15 protein-coding genes are annotated in these 19,541 nt (G+C 67.8%); 7 read left to right on the top strand and 8 right to left on the bottom strand.

Annotated elements, in window-relative coordinates; translation table 11 throughout:
• Positions 1-68: 68 nt before the first annotated feature.
• Positions 69-935 (bottom strand): MaoC family dehydratase, encoded by an 867-nt coding sequence (locus tag ACIA75_RS02625; protein WP_397100863.1) that lies wholly within the window; start codon positions 933-935, stop codon positions 69-71.
• A complete protein-coding gene (locus ACIA75_RS02620; protein WP_397099136.1) occupies positions 935-2,293 on the bottom strand; it encodes a 3-oxoacyl-ACP reductase in 1,359 nt (452 codons plus the stop codon). The genes ACIA75_RS02625 and ACIA75_RS02620 overlap by 1 nt, the downstream gene beginning before the upstream one ends.
• A gap of 266 nt (positions 2,294-2,559) precedes the next feature.
• Between ACIA75_RS02620 and ACIA75_RS02615 the strand changes: the two genes are divergently transcribed.
• Positions 2,560-3,852 (top strand): acetyl-CoA C-acetyltransferase, encoded by a 1,293-nt coding sequence (locus tag ACIA75_RS02615; protein ID WP_397099133.1) that lies wholly within the window; start codon positions 2,560-2,562, stop codon positions 3,850-3,852.
• A 72-nt stretch (positions 3,853-3,924) separates the two neighbouring features.
• Here the strand turns inward: ACIA75_RS02615 and gnd are convergent, their stop codons facing one another.
• On the bottom strand, positions 3,925-4,956 hold the full coding sequence (gene gnd, locus ACIA75_RS02610) for a phosphogluconate dehydrogenase (NAD(+)-dependent, decarboxylating) (protein ID WP_397099131.1): 1,032 nt from the start codon (positions 4,954-4,956) through the stop codon (positions 3,925-3,927).
• Positions 4,957-5,296: 340 nt separating this feature from the next.
• Between gnd and ACIA75_RS02605 the strand changes: the two genes are divergently transcribed.
• Entirely contained in the window at positions 5,297-7,750 is a 2,454-nt protein-coding gene (locus tag ACIA75_RS02605; RefSeq protein ID WP_397099129.1) for a VanW family protein, read from the top strand.
• Between the two features lie 343 nt (positions 7,751-8,093).
• On the opposite strand, the gene ACIA75_RS02600 is transcribed toward ACIA75_RS02605, so the two are convergent.
• Both ACIA75_RS02600 and ACIA75_RS02595 read right to left on the bottom strand, forming a co-directional pair.
• Positions 8,094-9,182 (bottom strand): DUF4185 domain-containing protein, encoded by a 1,089-nt coding sequence (locus tag ACIA75_RS02600; RefSeq protein ID WP_397099127.1) that lies wholly within the window; start codon positions 9,180-9,182, stop codon positions 8,094-8,096.
• Positions 9,183-9,402: 220 nt separating this feature from the next.
• Positions 9,403-11,238, bottom strand: a complete 1,836-nt coding sequence (locus ACIA75_RS02595) for an acyl-CoA dehydrogenase (protein ID WP_397100861.1) — start codon at positions 11,236-11,238, stop codon at positions 9,403-9,405.
• Positions 11,239-11,644: 406 nt separating this feature from the next.
• On the opposite strand from ACIA75_RS02595, the gene ACIA75_RS02590 reads away from it, so the two are divergent.
• The gene (locus ACIA75_RS02590; protein ID WP_397099125.1) at positions 11,645-12,244 is read left to right on the top strand and encodes an alpha/beta family hydrolase; all 600 of its coding nucleotides are present in this window, start codon (positions 11,645-11,647) and stop codon (positions 12,242-12,244) included.
• Positions 12,245-12,283: 39 nt separating this feature from the next.
• Here the strand turns inward: ACIA75_RS02590 and ACIA75_RS02585 are convergent, their stop codons facing one another.
• Positions 12,284-12,943 carry a class I SAM-dependent methyltransferase gene (locus ACIA75_RS02585; RefSeq protein ID WP_397099123.1) on the bottom strand — a complete coding sequence of 220 codons (660 nt, stop codon included), beginning with the start codon at positions 12,941-12,943 and terminating at the stop codon, positions 12,284-12,286.
• Positions 12,944-13,279: 336 nt separating this feature from the next.
• Entirely contained in the window at positions 13,280-14,386 is a 1,107-nt protein-coding gene (locus ACIA75_RS02580) for a DUF4185 domain-containing protein (protein WP_397099121.1), read from the bottom strand.
• A gap of 308 nt (positions 14,387-14,694) precedes the next feature.
• Here ACIA75_RS02580 and ACIA75_RS02575 point away from each other — a divergent pair, with 308 nt between their 5' ends.
• A complete protein-coding gene (locus ACIA75_RS02575; RefSeq protein ID WP_397099119.1) occupies positions 14,695-16,215 on the top strand; it encodes a thiolase C-terminal domain-containing protein in 1,521 nt (506 codons plus the stop codon).
• Complete coding sequence (locus ACIA75_RS02570; RefSeq protein ID WP_397099116.1) at positions 16,215-16,979, top strand: crotonase/enoyl-CoA hydratase family protein; 765 nt, start codon at positions 16,215-16,217, stop codon at positions 16,977-16,979. Before ACIA75_RS02575 ends, ACIA75_RS02570 begins: the two co-directional genes overlap by 1 nt.
• A 227-nt stretch (positions 16,980-17,206) precedes the next feature.
• On the opposite strand, the gene ACIA75_RS02565 is transcribed toward ACIA75_RS02570, so the two are convergent.
• Complete coding sequence (locus ACIA75_RS02565) at positions 17,207-17,992, bottom strand: alpha/beta fold hydrolase (RefSeq protein ID WP_397099114.1); 786 nt, start codon at positions 17,990-17,992, stop codon at positions 17,207-17,209.
• 421 nt (positions 17,993-18,413) lie between these two features.
• Here ACIA75_RS02565 and ACIA75_RS02560 point away from each other — a divergent pair, with 421 nt between their 5' ends.
• A complete protein-coding gene (locus ACIA75_RS02560; RefSeq protein WP_397099112.1) occupies positions 18,414-18,746 on the top strand; it encodes a hypothetical protein in 333 nt (110 codons plus the stop codon).
• A gap of 290 nt (positions 18,747-19,036) precedes the next feature.
• Positions 19,037-19,540, top strand: a complete 504-nt coding sequence (locus tag ACIA75_RS02555; protein ID WP_397099110.1) for an NADPH-dependent FMN reductase — start codon at positions 19,037-19,039, stop codon at positions 19,538-19,540.
• The last annotated feature ends 1 nt before the right edge of the window (position 19,541 follow it).

Below are 19,541 nucleotides of genomic sequence, written 5' to 3'. Positions count from 1 at the left end.
AACACAGGCAAAAAGGCAAGGCTCCCCGGACATCGTGTCCGGGGAGCCTTCCCTTTTCTGGGCTCCGATCAGCCCAAGGTGGCTGTGAGGTGGGGATATCCCTTCTTCGGATGCTTCATGGCCAGTTCCCAGCCGTCCGCGACCTGATCCGCGTATATGTTCACGGTCGAGGGCAGCAGTACCGGTTTGCCGAACTTCACGGCATAGGAAGTCCGGCCCGGGATCCGGCCTTCGAGGGTCGCGAGGATGGCCGCGGCCGACCACATACCGTGGGCGATCGCGCGCGGGAATCCGAACGCCTTGGCACCCAATGCCGACGTATGGATCGGGTTCTGATCGCCGGAGGCGTTCGCGTACCGGGTGATCGTCTGCTGGTCCACCTTCATGGTCCGCAGCGGTGGCGGCGGGACCTCTTCCGGTTTCGGTTCGGGTTTGGGGCCGCCCGACAGCGACGTCTTCTGCTGATGCAGGAATGTGGTGACCTGCCGCCACACGAGTTCGCGCCCCACCCGGATCTCGCTGATCGCGTCCACCAGCAGGCCTTTGGGGTGCTCGCGGAGGTTCTCGATATGCGCGGTGATATCGAGCGGTTCGCTCACCGAGATATCTCGGGTGCGTTCGATCAGGTTCTCCGCATGCACCGCGCCCACGGCGACGAACGGGAAATCGCGCTGCACAACGAGTTTCATCACCATGGGGAACGTGATGACGAACGGGTAGGTCAGCGGCAGCGTATCGCCGAAACGCAGCCCGGTGGCCCGGCAGTACGCGGCGAGATGCTCCGGGTCCACCCGCAGGCCGTCGAGCCGGACCTCGCGGTCCGGGATCACCGGCTTGCGACCGGAGACGAACGGCAGCGGAACCGCGCCCAGGGCCGCCTTCACATACAGGCTGCCGTTCTTCGGCGGGGTGTCGAGCGAAATGGTCTCGGTCATCACGCGCCGATCATGCTCTGTCCGCAGACGCGGACGATATTGCCGTTCACCGCGTTCGACGCCGGGCTGGCGAAGTACGCGATGGTCTCGGCGACATCCACGGTCTCGCCGCCCTGGTTGAGCGAGGCCATGAGCCGGCCGCCTTCGCGGGTGGCCAGCGGGATCGCCGCGGTCATGGCGGTTTCGATGAAACCGGGCGCGACCGCATTGATCGTGATGTTCTTCTCGGCCAGGCCGGGCGCCTCGGCATTCACCATGCCGATGACACCGGCCTTGGAGGCGCCGTAGTTGGTCTGCCCGCGGTTACCGGCGATACCCGCGATGGAGGACACGTCGATCACCCGGCCGCCCTCCTTCAGCGCGCCCGAGGCCACCAGGCCCTGGGTGATCCGGTGCGGGGCGGCGAGGTTCACGTTCAGGACAGCGTTCCAACGGCCCGCATCCATGTTCGCCAGCAGCTTGTCCTTGGTGATACCGGCGTTGTGCACGATGATGTCGATCCCGCCGAAGCGTTCGGTGGCGAACTCGGCCAGCCGCTCGGCGGCGTCGGGGGCGGTGACGTCCAGCGCCAGCGCGGTACCGCCGACCTTGTTCGCGGTCGCGGCCAGGGCCTCACCCGCGGCCGGGATATCGGCGACGATCACGGTGGCGCCGTCGCGGGCGAAAACCTCGGCGATGGTCGCGCCGATACCGCGAGCGGCACCGGTGACTACGGCGACCTTCCCGTCCAGCGGGCGGTTCCAGTCGGCCGGTGCGGTTGCGTCGTCCTTGCCGACGCGGATCACCTGGGCGTCCACGAACGCGGATTTGGCCGAGAGCACGAACCGCAGTGTCGAGGCCAGACCGGTGGCTGCCGGGGCGGCTTCGGGGTGCAGGTACACCAGCTGCGAGGTGGCGCCGCGCAACAGTTCTTTACCGACCGAGCGGGTGAAGCCCTCGAGCGCCCGCTGGGCGATCTGACCGTCGACGCTGCCCGCGAGTTCCGGGGTGGTGCCGATGACCAGGACGCGGCCCGACGGCGCGATGCTGCGCATGGCCGGCTGGAAGAATTCGAACAGCTGCGAGAGGTCCTCGACGCTGCCGATACCGGTGGCGTCGAATACGAGCGCGCCGTACTTGGTGCCGGAGGTCAGCGAATCGGCGAAGGTGTAGTCGCCGGTCAGCAGCGCGCGCAGCGGTTCGGCGACGCGGCCCTTACCGCCGAGCAGCACCGGCCCGGGAAGGGCGGGCTCGCCGGCGGCATAGCGCCGGAGCTTCTCCGGCTTCGGCAGGCCCAGCTTGTTCGCGAGGAACCCGCCCGGCGCGGAATTGACGAACGATCCGTAGAGGTTGGGTGCGCCCTTGCTCTTGGCTGCCACTGTTCCCACCTTTTCTGTTGCTCGATGTGGTGTCGGTACCGGCGACCGCCCGGCGGGCTGCCTCGATGGCCTTGACCTGCGCAAAGGCCAGGCCGCGAGGTTATCCGGCCCACAGTCGCCGGAGGAGGTGTCGACATTGAACTTACTCCGGAGTAAGTTTATCGTAAACCGATCGCGGGCGGGCGTCCGCCGCGGCGGCCGGGTACCGCCACCCGGAGTCCCGAAACACCCGATCATCTCGCCGACTCGACACCTGGGAGACCCGAGTGACCACCACACCCCGTCCGACCCGTCCGGTCGCCATCCTCGGCGGCAACCGCATCCCGTTCGCCCGTTCCGACAAGGCCTACGCGCATGCCTCCAACCAGGACATGTTCACCGCCACCCTGGACGGCCTGGTGAGCCGGTTCGGCCTGCAGGGCGAACGCCTGGGCATGGTGGCCGGTGGCGCCGTCCTCAAGCGGGTCGGCGAACACGGCATGATCCGGGAGAGCGTGCTCGGCAGCCGGCTCAGCCCCTACACCCCCGCCCATGATCTGCAGCTGGCCTGCGGAACCGGGCTGCAGGCCGTCGTCACCGTCGGTGACGCCATCGCGGCCGGCCGGATCGAGGCCGGGATCGGCGGTGGCACCGATACCACCTCCGACGCCCCGATCGGCGTCAGCGAGCGGATGCGCGAATGGATGCTGAACATCAACCGCGCCCGCACCAATGCCGAACGCCTCAAGCTGGTGGGCCAGCTGCGCCCGGGCATGGTCGGTATCGAGATCCCGCGGAATGCCGAACCGCGCACCGGCCTGTCCATGGGGGAACACGCGGCGATCACCGCGAAGGAATTCGGCGTCGCCCGCGAGGCGCAGGACGAACTGGCCTACCTGTCGCACAAGAACATGGCCGCCGCCTACGAGCGCGGTTTCTTCGACGATCTGGTCACCCCGTTCCTCGGGCTGACGCGGGACGACAACCTGCGCCCCAACTCCTCGATCGAGAAGCTGGCCACGCTCAAACCCGTGTTCGGCGTGAAGCTCGGCGATGCCACCATGACAGCGGGTAACTCCACGCCGCTCACCGACGGCGCCTCGGCGGTACTGCTGTCCAGTGAGGAATGGGCCGCCGAACGCAATCTGCCGGTGCTCGCCCACCTGGTGGACAGTGAAGTCGCCGCCGTCGATTACATCCACGGCCCCGACGGTCTGCTGATGGCCCCCACCTACGCGGTGCCGCGGCTGCTCGCCCGCAACGGCCTGACCCTGCAGGATTTCGACTACTACGAGATCCACGAGGCGTTCGCGTCGGTGGTGCTGGCGACCCTGCAGGCGTGGGAGTCCGACCAGTACTGCAAGGAGCGGCTGGGCCTCGACGGCGCCCTCGGATCGATCGACCGCACCAAACTGAACGTGAACGGTTCCTCGCTCGCCGCCGGGCACCCGTTCGCGGCCACGGGCGGCCGTATCGTCGCCCAGACCGCCAAGCTGCTGGCCGAAAAGGGCTCGGGCCGCGCGCTGATCTCCATCTGCGCCGCCGGTGGCCAGGGCGTGGTCGCCATCATCGAACGCTGAGACGTCGGCGCCCCGGTCGAGGGGCCGGGGCGCCGGGGCGGCTTCGACGCCGTTCGACGGACTCGGTTCTGCTTACCCCTCGCCGGGGAGTTCGTGGTGCCCGCCGAAGGCTTCGCGCATGGCCGAGAGGGTTTTGCCGGCGTACTCCGATTCCCCGCGTGAGGCGAAGCGCTGAAACAGGGCAGCGGAGAGCACCGGCGCCGGCACCCCGATATCGACCGCGGCGTCCAGGGTCCAGCGGCCCTCACCCGAATCCGAGACCCGGCCACCGAACGAGTCCAGGTTCGGGTCGGCGTGCAGCTGCGCCGCGGTCAGGTCCAAGAGCCACGACGCCACCACCGACCCACGCCGCCACACCTCGGTGACCTCCGCGATATCGATGTCGTAGCGGTAGTACTCGGGATGTTCGAGCGGGGTTTCCTCGGCCGAGAACTCGCTCGCGGCCCGGTTGCCGTAGTCGGCCTTGTGCAGGATGTTGAGCCCCTCCGCGTACGCGGCCATCACTCCGTACTCGATGCCGTTGTGCACCATCTTCACGAAATGCCCGGCCCCCGCCGGTCCGCAGTGCAGATACCCCTGCTCGGCCTGACCGGGTTCACCGTCTCGTCCCGGCGTCCGGGGTGCGGCCTCGACTCCGGGTGCGATCGCGCGCAGCAGCGGTTCCACCTGCCGCACCGGGTCCGTCTCGCCGCCGATCATCAGGCAGAAGCCGCGCTCGCGGCCGAAGACTCCGCCGGAGGTCCCGATATCGAGATAGTGGATGCCGAGCGGGCTCAGTTTCGCGGCCCGGGCGATATCGTCGTGGTAGCGGCTGTTGCCACCGTCGATCACGATATCGCCGGGTTCGAGCAGTTCGGCCAGTTGGTCCACGACCTTGCCGGTCGCGCCGGCCGGGATCATCACCCACACCACCCGGGGGGTGTCGAGCATCGCGAGGAATTCCGTCAGATCGGTGCTGCCGCGGAAACCGTCGCCGAGCTCGGTGGTGAGGTCGGTGATGACGTCCGGGTGGCGTTCACATCCCACCGCGGTATGCCCGGCGGCGACGATGCGCCGCACGATATTGGCGCCCATCCGGCCGAGCCCGATCATGCCCAACTGCATGTCACGTCCCCTTTTCCTGGGTAGGAGTCCGGATCGCACGTCGTAGTCGATTGTGCCCGGCCGCGGACGAATTTCTGTGGAGAAGGGTGTAACGACCTGTCCTCGGCGTCGATATACCGGTTGGCTCCGTGTATTCGCCTGACCCCCGACCCGGCGACTACACGGGGCCACTTTGCTGTCCGGGCCCCAACCGGGCATTGTCTCAATTGCGCCGCTGCATCGGCCACCCGATGGCGCAGCTGTGATCGATCAGGCACTGAAGATTACAGTTCGGACAACTATCGTTGGCGAAGGCTCGCACCCGCGGGTCCCCGGACATATCGAGTGGGGAGGACGGTTCGTGAGCGGCGAATCGAACACCGACCGCGGCGACAGACACGACCCCGGCCACCAGCAGCCGGTGGACGGCGGCCCACAACAGCCGCTCGGCGCCGGCCGCGCACCGCAACCGCCCGCACCAGCGAATCCGGCGGATACCGTCGCGCCCGGTTGGCGCGGCGGCAGCTCGTGGTTGAACCCGCCCGCCGGCCCGCCCGCTGCTGCGTCTCCGGCGCCCGCACCGAATCAGCCGGAACCCTCCCCAGGTTCAGTATCCGCCGGTGCTCCCGCCCAAACCTCCGGCCCCACCCACGCTGTCTCTCGCGGTGCCCAGCCGCCGGCCGCCGCATACCCGGGTCCGGTCCCCGGTGATCCGGCCGGCTCGGATTTCGCGACCCAGCAGCTGCCGCGTCCGAATATTCCCGCCTCGTCCGCAGGCGCCTATTCGGCCGCGGGCCTCGACAACGACGCCCCGACGGAAGTCTTCGATTCCGCGGACCTCACCCGGCGCCTGGCCGAGGGCTCCGCGGCCCAGCCCGCATACTCCGAGCCCACGGCGGCCACCGATGTCCTCGCCCAGGGCGGCTCGGTTCCGCCGGCACCGCCCCGGGGCCCGCGTCCCGGTGGGTCGGGCGGCTCCGGTGGGGACGACGGCAACGACGGCCGCCCCGGCCCCCGTGCCCGGCTGCGCGATTCCGCGACCGCCCGGCGAGTGCTGCTGGTGGCAGCCGTGGTGTTCGGCATCGCGCTGGTGGGTTATATCGCGGACCTGATGATGACGTCCGGCAAAATTCCGCGCGGCGTCGAGGTCGCCGGGATTGCGATCGGCGGTATGGACAAGGACGAGGCCCGCGCGAAGCTGCAGAGCACACTCGACCCCCGCGCCGGCGAAGCGGTGCCGGTGAAGATCGCCGATGTGCAGACCCAGCTGGTGCCCAGCGCCGCGGGTCTGGGCGTGGACTGGGAAGCCACCTGGGAGCGGGTCGGCGGCCAGCCGCTCAACCCCGCGTCCCGGCTGCTGTCCTTCGTCGCCACCCGCGAGGTCACGGTGGCCAGCACGGTCGACGAAGCCGCGCTCACCCGTACGTTCGACGAGCTGCGGGTACACGATCAGCCCGCGGTGGAGGGCGGTATCGCGTTCGAGGGCACCCGGCCGGTCGCGGTGAACCCGACTCCGGGCCGGGTCCTGGACCTGGCCGCCGCCCGGACCGTGCTCACCGACCAGTGGGCGACGGCGAGCACACTGGACCTGCCCGTCACCCCGGCACCGCCCGCGGTCCGGCGCGACGCCATCGAACAGGCGCTGCACCAGATCGCCGAACCGGCGGTGAGCGCACCGGTGACCTATTCGGGCAAGGGCTCGGCCGGTGCGACCCTGAACCCGGAGCAGATCGCCGCCATCGTGAGTTTCGTACCGGACGGTCACGGTGGGCTGCGCGTCGAATTCGACCACAAGGTGGCCCAGGATCTGCTCGCTCCGCAACTCGTCTCGACCGAGGTGGAACCGAAGGACGCGACGTTCACCTTCGCCGGGGCGCCTACCGTGGTTCCCGCGGTGATCGGCGACAAGATCAACTGGCCGAAATCGCTCGAACAGCTGCCGGCGATGCTGGCCGCGGCCGGTCCCCAGCGCACCACCGCCGCGATCTACGAACGGATCGAACCCAAGCTCACCACCCAGGCCGCGGAGTCGCTCGGCATCACCGAGGTGATGGGTGAGTTCACCACCAGCGGTTTCTCCGGTCCGTCGGGTGTGAACATCCGTACGGTCGCACAAGAGGTGAACGGCGCTGTCGTCAAACCCGGCGACACCTTCTCGCTCAACGGGCACACCGGTCACCGCGGTGCCGCCGAGGGCTACGTGGAATCCGGGATCATCGACCACGGCCGCCCGAGCATGGCGGTCGGCGGCGGGATCAGCCAGTTCGCGACCACCCTGTACAACGCCGCGTATTTCGCCGGGCTCGAGGATGCCGGCCATACGGAGCACAGCTACTACATCTCCCGCTACCCGGCGGCCCGGGAAGCGACGGTGTTCGACGGCGCCATCGACCTGCAGTTCCGCAACAACAGCCCGCACGGCCTGTACATCCAGGCCTTCGCGGACAGCTCCGAGGTGACGGTCCGGATCTGGGGCACCAAGACTGTGAACGTCGAATCCATCACGGGCGAGAAAACCAAGCCGACCGAACCGGAGACCCTCACGCTGCCCAAGGGTGACGACTGCATCGCCTCCACGGGCGCTCCGGGTTTCACGATCTCCGATACCCGGGTGATCACGGATATCAATACGGGCCAGGAAGTTTCACGGCACACGCGGACGGTGAAATACGATCCGGTGCCCGAGGTGAAGTGCGTGTCACCGGACGAGGAGAAATCGGACGAGGACAAGCCCGAGGACACACCGGCACCGACAGCGGTACCGAGCAGCGGCAACGAAGGAAGTCGCCCCGGTAACCGCGCGGGGAGCCGTTGAACCTACCCGGGCGCCCGAGCTTCCCCGGTGACTCCGGCTTTCCCAACGCGACTGTGATCCTCGCCGACGAAGCCCCGCCGCTCGATCCGGTGTGCGGGTGGGTGCAAGTATTTGCTCCGTGACAGCGGAATTCCGGGTCCCGGGCCGGCACATCCAGGTTGGATGGCCGGAGCCGATCCTGTGCGGTCAGCGCCGCTGCTACTGCCGAGCACCGCCCGCGACAAGGGAGCGCTCGGGGCGTCGCTCACCCGAGCCGAGCCCTAGGGGTTTCGGAAGCTGCCCGGCTGCACGACGGGCCTGGTGGTGAGTCCGGTCGCCTACCGGATGCGCCGGCGTGCCGGAATCACAGCGGTGTGCGCATCAGCAGTACGTTGTACTGCCGGTGCACCGTGAGCATGAAGTACAGGTCGCTGCCCGTTTGATACGGGAAGATCATCGGTGCGTAGGCCGTCGGCAGCGAAGCCGCTTCCACCAGCACCCGGGCCGGGCTCCACGGGCCTTCCGGGGAGTCTGCGGTGCGCAGCACAACCGAATTGAACGGATCCGTCGTCAGCATGACGAACTTGCGCAGGTGGTCGTTCCACTGCACCGACAATTCGGCTACGCCCTCGACGATGGGTGCGGCGGCCTTGGCGTCGTTCGCCTTCCAGCCGCGCCCGTCCCAGTACTCGTAGGCGTCGAGATTCGCGATTTCGGCTTCGCGGACGCGGGAGATGAACCCGGGGTTTGCGCGCCCGGCCGGCGTGCCGTACCGGTACACATAACCGGCGTTCTTCACGAACGCGTTCTGCTGGAAACGTTCGTGCCCGTCCACATTCGCCCGGCGGGTGGTGGGCAGCTGAACCCACGTCCGGCCGCCGTCGCCGGAGGATGCGAGGGTGGAGAAGTTGGTGGTCCACTTGCCGTGGTCGCCCCACTCCTTCACCGACATCATGCTCATGTACTGCACGCCGCCCACCGCGATACCGGCGGTGGGGATCAAACTGATCTCGATACCGGGAATCTTCGGGCTGGGCAGCGGGTTCGAGACCGAGCCGTCGAAGATGATGCCCTGGGACGGGTCTTTGGTATGGCTGAAGAACACCACATTGCTGCTCCACGCCCATGCACTGCCGGCCAGGATATTCGGGAAGCCGAGGCCCGCGGAATCGCCGAAGGCGGTCAGCAGGGTGCCGGCCCCGTCGTCCCACATGACCCCTAGGTCGGTACCCAGTACATTGACCTGCTGGGTCTTGTTCGGACTGTCCATCCCCGTGACCTGGAAAACGGCCTGGGTGTCGCCAGGCAGTACCGGCAGTCCGCGGGGCTCCCCGTTGAGCCCGGGGATCGGGTTCACATTGTTCGGGTCGGCCACGGACGGCCCGGCCAGGACGAGCGCGGCGGTGGCGCCCACGATTCCGGCGCGCACAAGTACAGACAGCGGGCGACTCATTCTCGGGGTCCTCCTGGGGGCGGCGCGGTCTGGACGACAGCTTAGATGTTGCACCACCCCTGTGCCGAAGTTCGGCCGGGCCTGTTGCGGCCGAACTTCGGCGCCACCTTATTCGCGCCGACGGCGGAGGCCGCGCAGGTGAGCCGCTCTGTGGAGTGCGCGCAGGCGGAACGCCCGCGGCCGGACACCGCTCGGGTGTCCGGCCGCAGGCAAAACCGACTCAGAAGGCGGCTTCGTCGAGCTCCATGATGTCGTTGTCGAGGTTCGACAGGATGGTGCGGGTAGCGGTCAGTTCCGGCAGGATGTTGCGGGCGAAGAACTGTGCCACGCCGACCTTGCCCTGGTAGAAGGCCTTGTCCGCGTCTTCCGCGCCGGCATCCAGTGCGGCCCCGGCGACCTCGGCGTGGCGGAGGAGCTGCCAGCCGATCAGCAGGTCGCCGACCGAGAGCAGGAAGCGGACCGAACCCAAGCCCACCTTGTACAGCTCGTCCGTCTGCTCCTGCGCGCCCATCAGATGCCCGGTGAGGGTGGCGGCCATGGCCTGCACATCCTCGAGCGCGGTGGCGAGCAGTTTGCGTTCGGCCTTGAGCCGGCCGTTGCCCGCCTCGGAGTCGATGAACTTCTGGATCTGGCCGGCCACATGGGCCAGCGCCACACCGCGGTCGCGGGCGATCTTGCGGAAGAAGAAGTCCTGCGCCTGGATGGCGGTGGTGCCCTCGTACAGCGAGTCGATCTTGGCGTCGCGGATGTACTGCTCGATCGGGTAGTCCTGCAGGAACCCGGAGCCGCCGAGGGTCTGCAGCGATTCGGTCAGATACTGGTAGGCCCGCTCGGAACCCACGCCCTTGACGATCGGCAACAGCAGGTCGTTGACCCGGGCCGCGGTTTCGGCGTCGGCGCCGGAGACGGCCTCGGCGATATCGGCGTCCTGGTGTGCGGCGGTGTAGAGGTACACCGCGCGCAGGCCCTCCGCGTACGCCTTCTGGGTGGCCAGGCTGCGCCGGACATCCGGGTGGTGCGTGATGGTGACCCGCGGCGCGGTCTTATCGCTCATCTGGGTCAGATCGGCGCCCTGGACCCGCTGCTTGGCGTAGTCGAGCGCGTTCAGGTACCCGGTGGAGAGGGTGGCGATCGCCTTGGTGCCGACCATCATCCGCGCGTGCTCGATGACCTCGAACATCTGCGCGATGCCCTGGTGTACCTCGCCCACGAGCCAGCCCTGGGCCGGTACGCCGTGCCCGCCGAAGGTGACCTCACAGGTGGCCGAGACCTTCAGGCCCATCTTGTGCTCGACATTGGTGACGAAAACGCCGTTGCGCTCGCCCAGTTCGCCGGTTTCGTGGTCGAAGTGGAACTTCGGCACGAAGAACAGCGACAGGCCCTTGGTGCCGGGGCCCGCGCCCTCGGGGCGAGCGAGCACCAGATGCATGATGTTCGGGAAGAGGTCGTCGGAGTCGGCCGAGGTGATGAAGCGCTTCACACCCTCGATATGCCAGGAACCGTCCTCCTGCTGGACGGCCTTGGTGCGGCCCGCGCCCACATCGGAGCCGGCGTCGGGCTCGGTGAGCACCATGGTGGCGCCCCAGCCCTGCTCGACGGCGATCTTCGCCCACTTCTTCTGCTCGTCGGTGGCGTTGTTGTAGAAGATATTGGCGAACCCGGGGCCGGCGGCGTACATGAACGCCGCGGGCTGCGCGCCGAGGATCAGTTCGGCGATGGCCCAGTAGGCCGCGCGCGGGACGTCGATACCGCCGAGTTCGGGGTCGACGGAGAAGGAATCCCAGCCGCCTTCCTGCAGCGTCCGGTAGCTCTTCTTGAAGGATTCGGGGAGGGAGACCGTATGGGTTTCCGGGTCGAAGACCGGGGGGTTGCGGTCGGCGTCGGCGAAGGATTCACCCAGCGGGCCTTCGGCCAGGCGCCGGACCTCGTTGAGCATCTCCTTGACGGTGCCGGCGTCCAGGTCGCCGTAGGCGCCGGATTCCAGGATGCTGCCCAGCCCGAGGACCTCGAAGAGGTTGAACTCCAGGTCGCGGACGTTGCTCTTGTAATGACCCATTGTGATACTCACTCTCCGTTGAGTCGGGTGCGGTCGGTGTCGATAGCCGTTCCCGCCCGTTGCTGCCACCGGGTAGCTACCGAAAACGGCAGGCTACTCGCGGGTAACTTACCTAGTATATTACCGACGGGTAAGGCAGTCGGCAAAGGCTTGCGCGGCAATGTGACGCGCGGAACAGGTCGCACCTCGATGACCTGCGAAAATGGGTTGTTCGTGGGTGGACAGGCCTGATCACGGTCCTATCTCCGGCGCCGGAGACCCATTACGGGCGGTGATATCCGCCTATCGCACGGGCCGCCTGAACCGCCTCCCATCAGCGAGTTGTGTATCGACTGTGCCGCGGACGGCGCCGCGCGACCCCCACCCGATTCCGGCGAACCCGATCTCGGACTCGTTAGGGTGAGGTGTGCGGATCGAGACGAGCGCCGGCCCCGCCGAGGCCGAGATCGACCACCCGGACGACCCCGCGTTCCTGCTGGTCTTCACCCACGGCGCAGGCGGCGGCGTGGACGGCCGGGACGTCCTGACCGTCCGCGACACCGCGCTGGCGGCGGGCGGGGTGGTGGCCCGGGTCCTGCAGCCTTACCGGGTGGCCGGGCGGCGCGCTCCGGGTAAACCGGAACCGCAGGACAAATCCTGGATCGAATTGGTTACCGCGCTGCACTCCGAACTCGGCCCCGATCTGCCGCTGGTACAGGGTGGGCGGAGCAATGGGGCGCGGGTGGCATGCCGGACCGCCGGAGAACTCGGCGCCCGCGGAATCGTGGCGGTGTCCTTCCCGCTGCATCCGCCGGGCAAACCGGAGAAATCCCGGCGGGAGGAATTACTGGCTGCCGCGCCCGCCGACGTGGTGGTGCTGAACGGTGGCAGCGACCCGTTCGGAATCCCCGACCCGGCCGACGCCGCCGAGGTCCGGGTGATTCCCGGCCAGCCGCACTCGTTCAAGAAGGGTTTCGACACAATTGCGGAAACGCTCACCCCCTGGTTCCGGCGCTGGGGTGCTTGAGCGCGGCCGGCGCGATATGCCCGCGCCGGCGGAGTGTCGCTACGGGACGGGTTTGCCGGCCACGACCAGCGCGTCGATCGCGTCTCCGCTCTCGGTCGGGCGCAACACCTGCTGAGCCGTATCGATCTCGACTCCCGAATCATCGCCCAAGTCGGCGATTACGTCGTCGCTGGTGAACAGGATCGCCGGATCCTGCGGTCCGCCGTATCCGTGCTCCGGATTCGCGCTGTCGTGCCCGAGCACCAGGAGCACGCCGCCGGGGGTGAGCAGGTCCGCCGCGCGCCGGACCATGCGGCGCCTTTCCGCGGCCTCCAGGTGCAGGAACACCATCAGAACCAGTTCGTAGGGACCGCCCAGATCGACATCGGGTTCGGTGAGATCCGCGCACTGCCAGGTGATCCGCTCCCGGATCGATCGGGCCAGTCGAGTGGCCACGGTCCGGCCCTTATCGATTCCGACCTGGGAGAAATCCACCGCGTGCACCTGCCAGCCGTGGGTGGCCAGCCACAACGCATTGCGGCCCTCCCCGCAGGCGAGATCCAGTGCGCGCGGGAATTCGGGGACCTCGCCGTCCGGGCCGGGCAGCCGCGGTACACGCCGGTCCAGCCCGTGCACGAACTCCACTACCGTGTTGTTCGGCGGGGCGCCCCACACCAGCTCGCTCTGCACATACCGCGCATCCCATTCGCCCGCATCCATACCGGCCAGTGTATGGACGCGCTGCGCTTCTCGACGCCTCCCGGGCCGGATAAAACGCCGACGCCGTCGAGCCGAACGAGGCAATCGAAGGATCTCGGCCCGCGTGCAACCGCCGTTCTCCACGACGGCATCGAGTCCCGCCGAGGTCTTTGAAGACCCTCGGCCGTCCGTCCCGGACATGCCCAGCGGCGGTGCCGAGTCTTACAAGGCCCTTGGAGGTTTCGGACCGGCCCTGCTTTCAGTCCTCGAAGCGCATGCGGCGCAGCCGCGAGTCTCGAGGGTTGAAAGCAGAGCTCGAGGGGGCGAAACCCCGCGTCGCCGCAGGCGGCGCCAAAATCACAGCTGCGTGCGCATCAGCACGACGTTGTACTGGTTGTGGACGGTGGTGAGGAAGTACAGGTCGTTGCCCGTCTGGTACGGGAAAATCGACGGGGCGTAGGCGGTCGGCAATTCGCGGGTGTCGATCAGAACGCGCGGGGGGCTCCACGGGCCGGCCGGAGCAGGGGCGGTGCGCATAACCACCGAATTGAACGGGTCGGTGGTCAGTGAAACGTATTGGCCGAGATGGTCGTTCCACATCACCGATAATTCGCCGACCCCGTGCATAATCGGCTGCGCGGCATTGACATCGCCGTGTTTCCAGCCGCCGCCGTCCCAGTATTCGTAGGCTCCCAGGTTCTGGAAATCGGCCTCGCGGACGCGGGAGACGTAGGCGGCGTTGTCGCGACCCGACGCGGTGCCGTAAACGTACACATAGCCGCCCTCTTTCACGAAGGAATTCATCTGGAAATTACGGTTTCCGCCCTCGTTGGGCCGGCGCGTGAATGTCAGGTCCGCCCAGGTTTCGCCGTTGTCCGCGGATGCGGCCAGGCCGGAGTAATTGGTGGTCCATTCTCCCGGGGTGTCCCAGGTTTTCACCGACATCAGGCTCATGTACTGCACGCCGTTCACCGAGATACCGGCGGTGGGAATACGGCTGATCTCCAGGAAGGGGATCTTCGGGCTGGGGATCAGATCCCGGGCCTGGCCGAAGACGTCACGCACCACACTGTCGAAGAAGATACCGTGCCGGGGGTCCTGGGTATGGCTGCGGACCAGCACGTTGCTGCGCCAGGCCCACATGCTGCCGGACAGCAGGTTGGGGAATCCGACCCCGGCGGTATCGCCGAACGCGGTGAGCATTTCGCCGTGTCCGTTGTCCCACATGATGCCGAGATCGGTGCCCAGCATGTTGTAGTTGTGGGTGCTGTTCGGACTCGCCATTCCGGTCACCTGGAAAACGGCGCGAGTGGCGCCGTGTAACTGCGGCAGACCGGCGGTGCCGTTCAGCACCGGAATGGGATTGATGGCGTTGGGGTTCGCCGTGGCCGGTGCGGTGGCCGTCAACAATGCGGCCGATGCGCCCGCCAGCAGAGATATCAGTATTGATCCGGTTCTCTTCAAATCCGTCGGACCTCCGGGTTGCGTCGAATCGCCGCGGGCATATGCGGGGAATCTCGGGATCGGATGCGCGGCACATTTCGACTGGCTGGCAGATCGCGGTCATGTTAGCAGTGGATATGGCCTGATCAGAGGCAATGAGCGGCAGTTCTGCGCTGGTGTCACAGGTGTGGTCGGCGCTGTTGCTGAATTGTCACCAGCAGCGCAGCGCAGCGGGAGCTGTCCGCGAGCGACATAGAGTGCTCCATGGTCTAATCGAGAAGTTAACCGTGCATTTCGGACGGTTGTTTCAGTGAAGAAGCGGAGGACGCATGCTGCCAGCCGGAATGGACCCGCGCACACCGGTGCTCGTCGGAGTCGGACAGATCGTGCACCGGCCCGGTGAACCAGGTCTGCCGGGGCCGGTCGAGTTGGCGGCAGAATCGTTGCGCCGGGCCGGCGCGGACAGCGGGACCGGCGATGCGCTGCTGCGATCGGCGGATGTCGTCGCCGCAGTCGCCACGGTCAGCGGCCCCTACCCCAACCTGGCCGCGACGGTCGCCGCCCAGCTCGGCGCCACCCCGAAACGGACGCTGCAATCCGCGCCCGCGGGCGGTGACGCGCCCCAGCGGCTGGTCAACCTGCTGAGCCGGCAGATCGCCGAAGGCAAATCCGATATCGCGCTGATCTGCGGCGCGGAATCAGTGGCCTCCTTGAACAAGGCCAAAAAGACCGGTGTCGACCCGGGCTGGATCGAGCAGCACGAGAACGTGGTACCGGACGAGATCATCGGAGCCCAGGACGCCCCCAGCTCCGCCATGGAAACCGCGGCCGGACTGTGGGGGCCGATCTATGTGTACGCGCTCATGGAATCCGCCATGCGCAACCGGCTCGGCCTGGACCCCGACGCCCATCTGGCCCGTATCGGCGGCCTCTGGTCCCGCTTCTCCGCGGTCGCGGCCCGAAATCCCTATGCGTGGCTGCCGGACGAACGCACAGTCGCCGAACTCGTCACCACCGGACCGGACAACCGGATGGTGTCGAGCCCGTATCCGAAACTGCTGATGGCGAACCTGACCGTCGATCAGGGTGCGGGCCTCATCCTGTGCAGTGCCGCGGCGGCGGATGCGGCCGGGGTACCCCGGGACCGGTGGATCTTCCCGCACGGCGGCGCCACCGCTACCGATACCTGGTACGTCTCCGAACGCACGGATATGGCCGCGTCCCCGGCGATCGCCGCGGCCGGCCGCGCCGCGCTGGCCGGAGCGGGTGTGGGCATCGACGATATCGCGCATATCGACCTGTACTCGTGTTTCCCGGTGGCCGTCCAGGTGGGCGCGGCGGCGCTCGGCCTGCCGATCGACGATCCGGCGCGGCCCCTCACCGTCACCGGCGGCCTGACGTTCGGCGGTGGGCCGGGCAACAACTACAGCACCCACGGGATCGCCACCATGGCCGGGATTCTGCGCCGCAACCCCGGCGACTACGGGCTCACCACCGCCCTCGGCTGGTACATCACCAAACACGGGGTGGGCGTGTATTCCGCGAAACCGCCGGTCCAGCCGTTCCGGCCGGTGGAAGCCGATGTTCCGGTGGCCCGCCGCGAGACCGCCCCGGGCTATACAGGCCCGGCAGTTATCGAGGCTTACACCGTGCCGCACCGCAAGGGCACTTCCGGCGACGAGGCCGAAGCCGTCGTGGTCAGCGCCTTGAACCCGGCCGGTGCCCGCATACTTGTCCGGGCGACCGACAGCGAAACCGTCGCGGCCTGCACCACCGGTGACCGGTTGGGCGCCGCCATCGAGATCACTGCCGCCGACCGTTTCATTCTGCGTAGCGAGAGGACAGCCTGATGACCGACACCGTGCTCCTGGACCGGTGTGACGCGATCACCGTGCTCACCGTCAACCGGCCCGCGGCGCGTAACGCCGTCGACCTGGCCACCGCGAAGGCGATCGAGGCGGCCCTCGACGAATTCGAGGCCGACGACACGGCTCGGGTGCTCGTGCTGACCGGTGCCGACGGAACCTTCAGCGCCGGAATGGATCTGATCGCCATGTCGCGTGGCGAGGTACCGATGACCGAACGGCGCGGACCGCTCGGTATCGCCGCGAAACCACCGGTCAAACCGATGATCTCGGCGGTGGAGGGTTTCGCTCTGGCCGGCGGGTTCGAGTTGGCTCTCGCCGGTGACCTCATCGTCGCCGCGCGGGACGCGAAATTCGGTATCCCCGAGGTGAAACGCGGTCTCGTGGCGGCGGCCGGTGGTGTGATGCGGTTGACCCAGCGGCTGCCGCGCAGTATCGCCGCCGAGCTGGCCCTCACCGGCGGGCGGATCAGCGCGGAGCGGTTGTATCAGCTGGGGCTGGTCAACCGGATCACCGAACCCGGTGAGGCGCTGGAGGTCGCGTTGGAGCTGGCCGGTGAGATAGCGGCCGCCGCCCCGCTGGCGGTGGCGGCGAGTAAACGGATCATCGACGAGACCCCGGATTGGAGTGCGGCCGAGGGTTTCGCGAAGCAGGGAGAGATCGCCCTGCCCGCCCTGGTTTCCAAGGATGCGGCCGAAGGTGCGCTCGCGTTCGCGGAGAAGCGTGACCCGGTGTGGCGGGGTCGCTGAAGTAGCGACCACACAGGTCGGCGGGGCGTGATTCCCCGACCGGCGGGTTTGCCGGCTATCCGGACCGGGGGCCGCTCGACTTGCCTCCACGCCGCGTCTCCGGCTGCACCCGAGCTCCCGGTCCAGATCGTCACGACCCCGGTGATGGCGATGCACGGTACCGCGTGCCCCGGGACAAGCGCCGGGATGGCGATATTCGGCGACCGCCGATCTCGGTTGAGATGGTGTTATGACGCGGGCAGCCGGTCGAGGATCACCCGGGCGCAGGCGGCGGGGTCATCGTAGAACGGTGTGTGGCCGCTGCCCTCCAGCGTGATGTGCTCGGCATGGGGCAGCACCTCGCGGGCGCGCTGGCTCTGGGTTTTGTAGGTGAGCAGGATGTCGCGACTGCCCCACGCGATCGTCACCGGTAGATCCACCAGTGCGGCCGGGTCCGCGAGTTTCGCGTCGGTGAACGATTCCAGCGCCGGCGAAAATCCCAGGGCGTCGATGGCGCCGCGGGCGGTGTCCAGGGCGGTCTGCGCGTCGACCGCCCACGGCTTGCCGAAGACCAAGCCCAGGAACATGGTCCGGCCGAGCGGTGTGGCGAGCACCTTCGGCAACGCCGGGCCGAGGAGGCGGCCGAGCGTTTTCGCCTGGCCCAGCGATTTCTGGCACCAGATCCGGCCGCCTCTGTCCCAGAAGAAGATCGGCGAGAAGGCGGTCACCGAGCGGGCCAGCCCGCGCGCGCCCAGGTTCAACGAGATACCGCCGCCCATCGAATTGCCGGCCAGATGGGGCCGGTGCAGGCCCTGGTCGGCCAGGAAACCGGCGAGGGCGTCGGTCAAGGTGTCCACGGTGGTGCGCGGCAGCGGTGCGGAATCACCGAAACCGGGCAGGTCCACCGCGATCACCTCGAAGCGTTCGGCGAGCGCGCCGATGATCGGTTCCCAGACCTGCCACCGGCTGCCCACCCCGTGGACCAGGACCAAGGGCTCACCGCGGCCTTCACGGTGGTGGTTGAGAATCGCCATATCCAGCTCTCCGATCACGACACGAACTGCGGAATCAGCCTAACAGCAGGCGGGGGCCATCAGTTTGTTTCGAGAGGCGTTCGCCGGTGCGCGCGGCGTGCGGCCGGTGGGTCGGGTGCAAGCGGGCCAGACGCTGGTACCGGCCCGTCCCGCCCGAACCCGGTTTAAGAGACGCAAACCGCAAAATGTCGCTTTTGTGCAGATAGTTCCCGCCGCGGACTTCGAACGCGGTACGTAGCAGGTGCGGTCGCCCGGACTACCTGGTCCGACACTCGATGTGAGCCTTCTCGAAATATCGCCCCCCGAGTTGCGGCACGAGTGTGACTGCGACTACACACATGCGTGGACGTTATGCGGCCGAACCGTGGCAACGACCCCGGTCACCGCGACGTCCACGTGATACATCTGAGAGAGGAACCCGGTGCGGAAGACCCTTTTTGCCGCGACCCTAGTAATTCTGCCGCTGCTGGCGGCCTGCGGTAGCGATACCGAATCCGCGCCCGCGATCAACGAGGCGGACCTGTCGAAATCCCTGCAGGAGAAAGGTCTTCAGGATCCCGCCTTCGCTGACTGCGCCGCCAAGCTGTACATCGCGGAGGGTATTTCCCAAGAGGGCCTGCAAACCATGGTCGGCGATGAATTCGATACCCGGATGGCCGATCCGGAGACGCTGGGTATGAGTCAAGAGGACGCCGACAAGGCCCGCGCGGCGACGAACAAGATCGTCAGCGAATGCCTCGGTAAGTCGCAGTAGCCGCGTCGCGGCCGGGTGCGGGCGGGCCGTCGGGAGTCACCGGCTCGCCCGGCGACCGTAAACCGAAATGATAGGCGGCCGGCAGCAAGTCTGCCGCCGGCCGCCTGATCCCGCTTCAGCGGTCGGCGCCGGGTAGCGCGGCGCCGGCCTGAAACGCCCCGCTGTAGTCGGGCGCCCGCTCGTTTCCGATCGCGTCGATCCCAACCCTGGCCGTCGCGCGGGCCCGGATGCTGAACTGAACGCACAGCACCAAACGAGCCCGGCATCGGCCGGTGACAGGAGGCGCCGGCGTGACTGTGACGGTGGTGGTCGGTAACCCGAAACCGGCATCGCGCACCCTGTCCGCAGGAGTCGCACTCGCGGCGGCCCTGCGCCCGGACACCGAGCCCACGGTGATCGACCTGGTCGATTTCGGCGCCGGTCTGCTCGGTTGGGGTGACCCGGCGGTCACCGCGGCCGCGCGGACCGTCGCCGACTCGGAATTGGTGGTCTTCGCCAGCCCGACCTTCAAAGCGACCTACACCGGCCTGCTGAAACTGTTCCTGGAACAGTTCGACGGCGGCACCGGACTGGCCGGCGTGCTGGCCGTCCCCCTGATGCTGGGCGCCGGCCCCGCCCACGCCCTCGCCCCGGATCTGCTGCTCAAACCTGTGCTGGTGGAGTTGGGTGCGACCACGGCACTACCCGGGCTCTACCTTTCCGACCGGACCTACAGCGAGGACGGCGTACTCGCCGCCTACGCCGAACGCTGGCGGCCGGTCGCACAGGCATTGTCGGTTCCCCCCTCGCAGTGAA

Source organism: Nocardia sp. NPDC051750 (assembly GCF_044453135.1).
GTDB lineage: Bacteria > Actinomycetota > Actinomycetes > Mycobacteriales > Mycobacteriaceae > Nocardia.
The sequence above is the reverse complement of the archived record's forward strand: the minus strand, read 5'-3'. Positions and strand labels throughout refer to the sequence as shown.

Excerpts from the sequence above, each read along its gene's own strand:
- ACIA75_RS02575 (WP_397099119.1), top strand. The coding sequence starts at position 14,695 with ATGCTGCCAGCCGGAATGGACCCGCGCACACCGGTGCTCGTCGGAGTC.
- ACIA75_RS02600 (WP_397099127.1), bottom strand. The coding sequence starts at position 9,182 with ATGAGTCGCCCGCTGTCTGTACTTGTGCGCGCCGGAATCGTGGGCGCC.
- ACIA75_RS02570 (WP_397099116.1), top strand. The coding sequence starts at position 16,215 with ATGACCGACACCGTGCTCCTGGACCGGTGTGACGCGATCACCGTGCTC.
- ACIA75_RS02595 (WP_397100861.1), bottom strand. The coding sequence starts at position 11,238 with ATGGGTCATTACAAGAGCAACGTCCGCGACCTGGAGTTCAACCTCTTC.
- ACIA75_RS02565 (WP_397099114.1), bottom strand. The coding sequence starts at position 17,992 with ATGGCGATTCTCAACCACCACCGTGAAGGCCGCGGTGAGCCCTTGGTC.
- ACIA75_RS02625 (WP_397100863.1), bottom strand. The coding sequence starts at position 935 with ATGACCGAGACCATTTCGCTCGACACCCCGCCGAAGAACGGCAGCCTG.
- ACIA75_RS02585 (WP_397099123.1), bottom strand. The coding sequence starts at position 12,943 with ATGGATGCGGGCGAATGGGATGCGCGGTATGTGCAGAGCGAGCTGGTG.
- gnd (WP_397099131.1), bottom strand. The coding sequence starts at position 4,956 with ATGCAGTTGGGCATGATCGGGCTCGGCCGGATGGGCGCCAATATCGTG.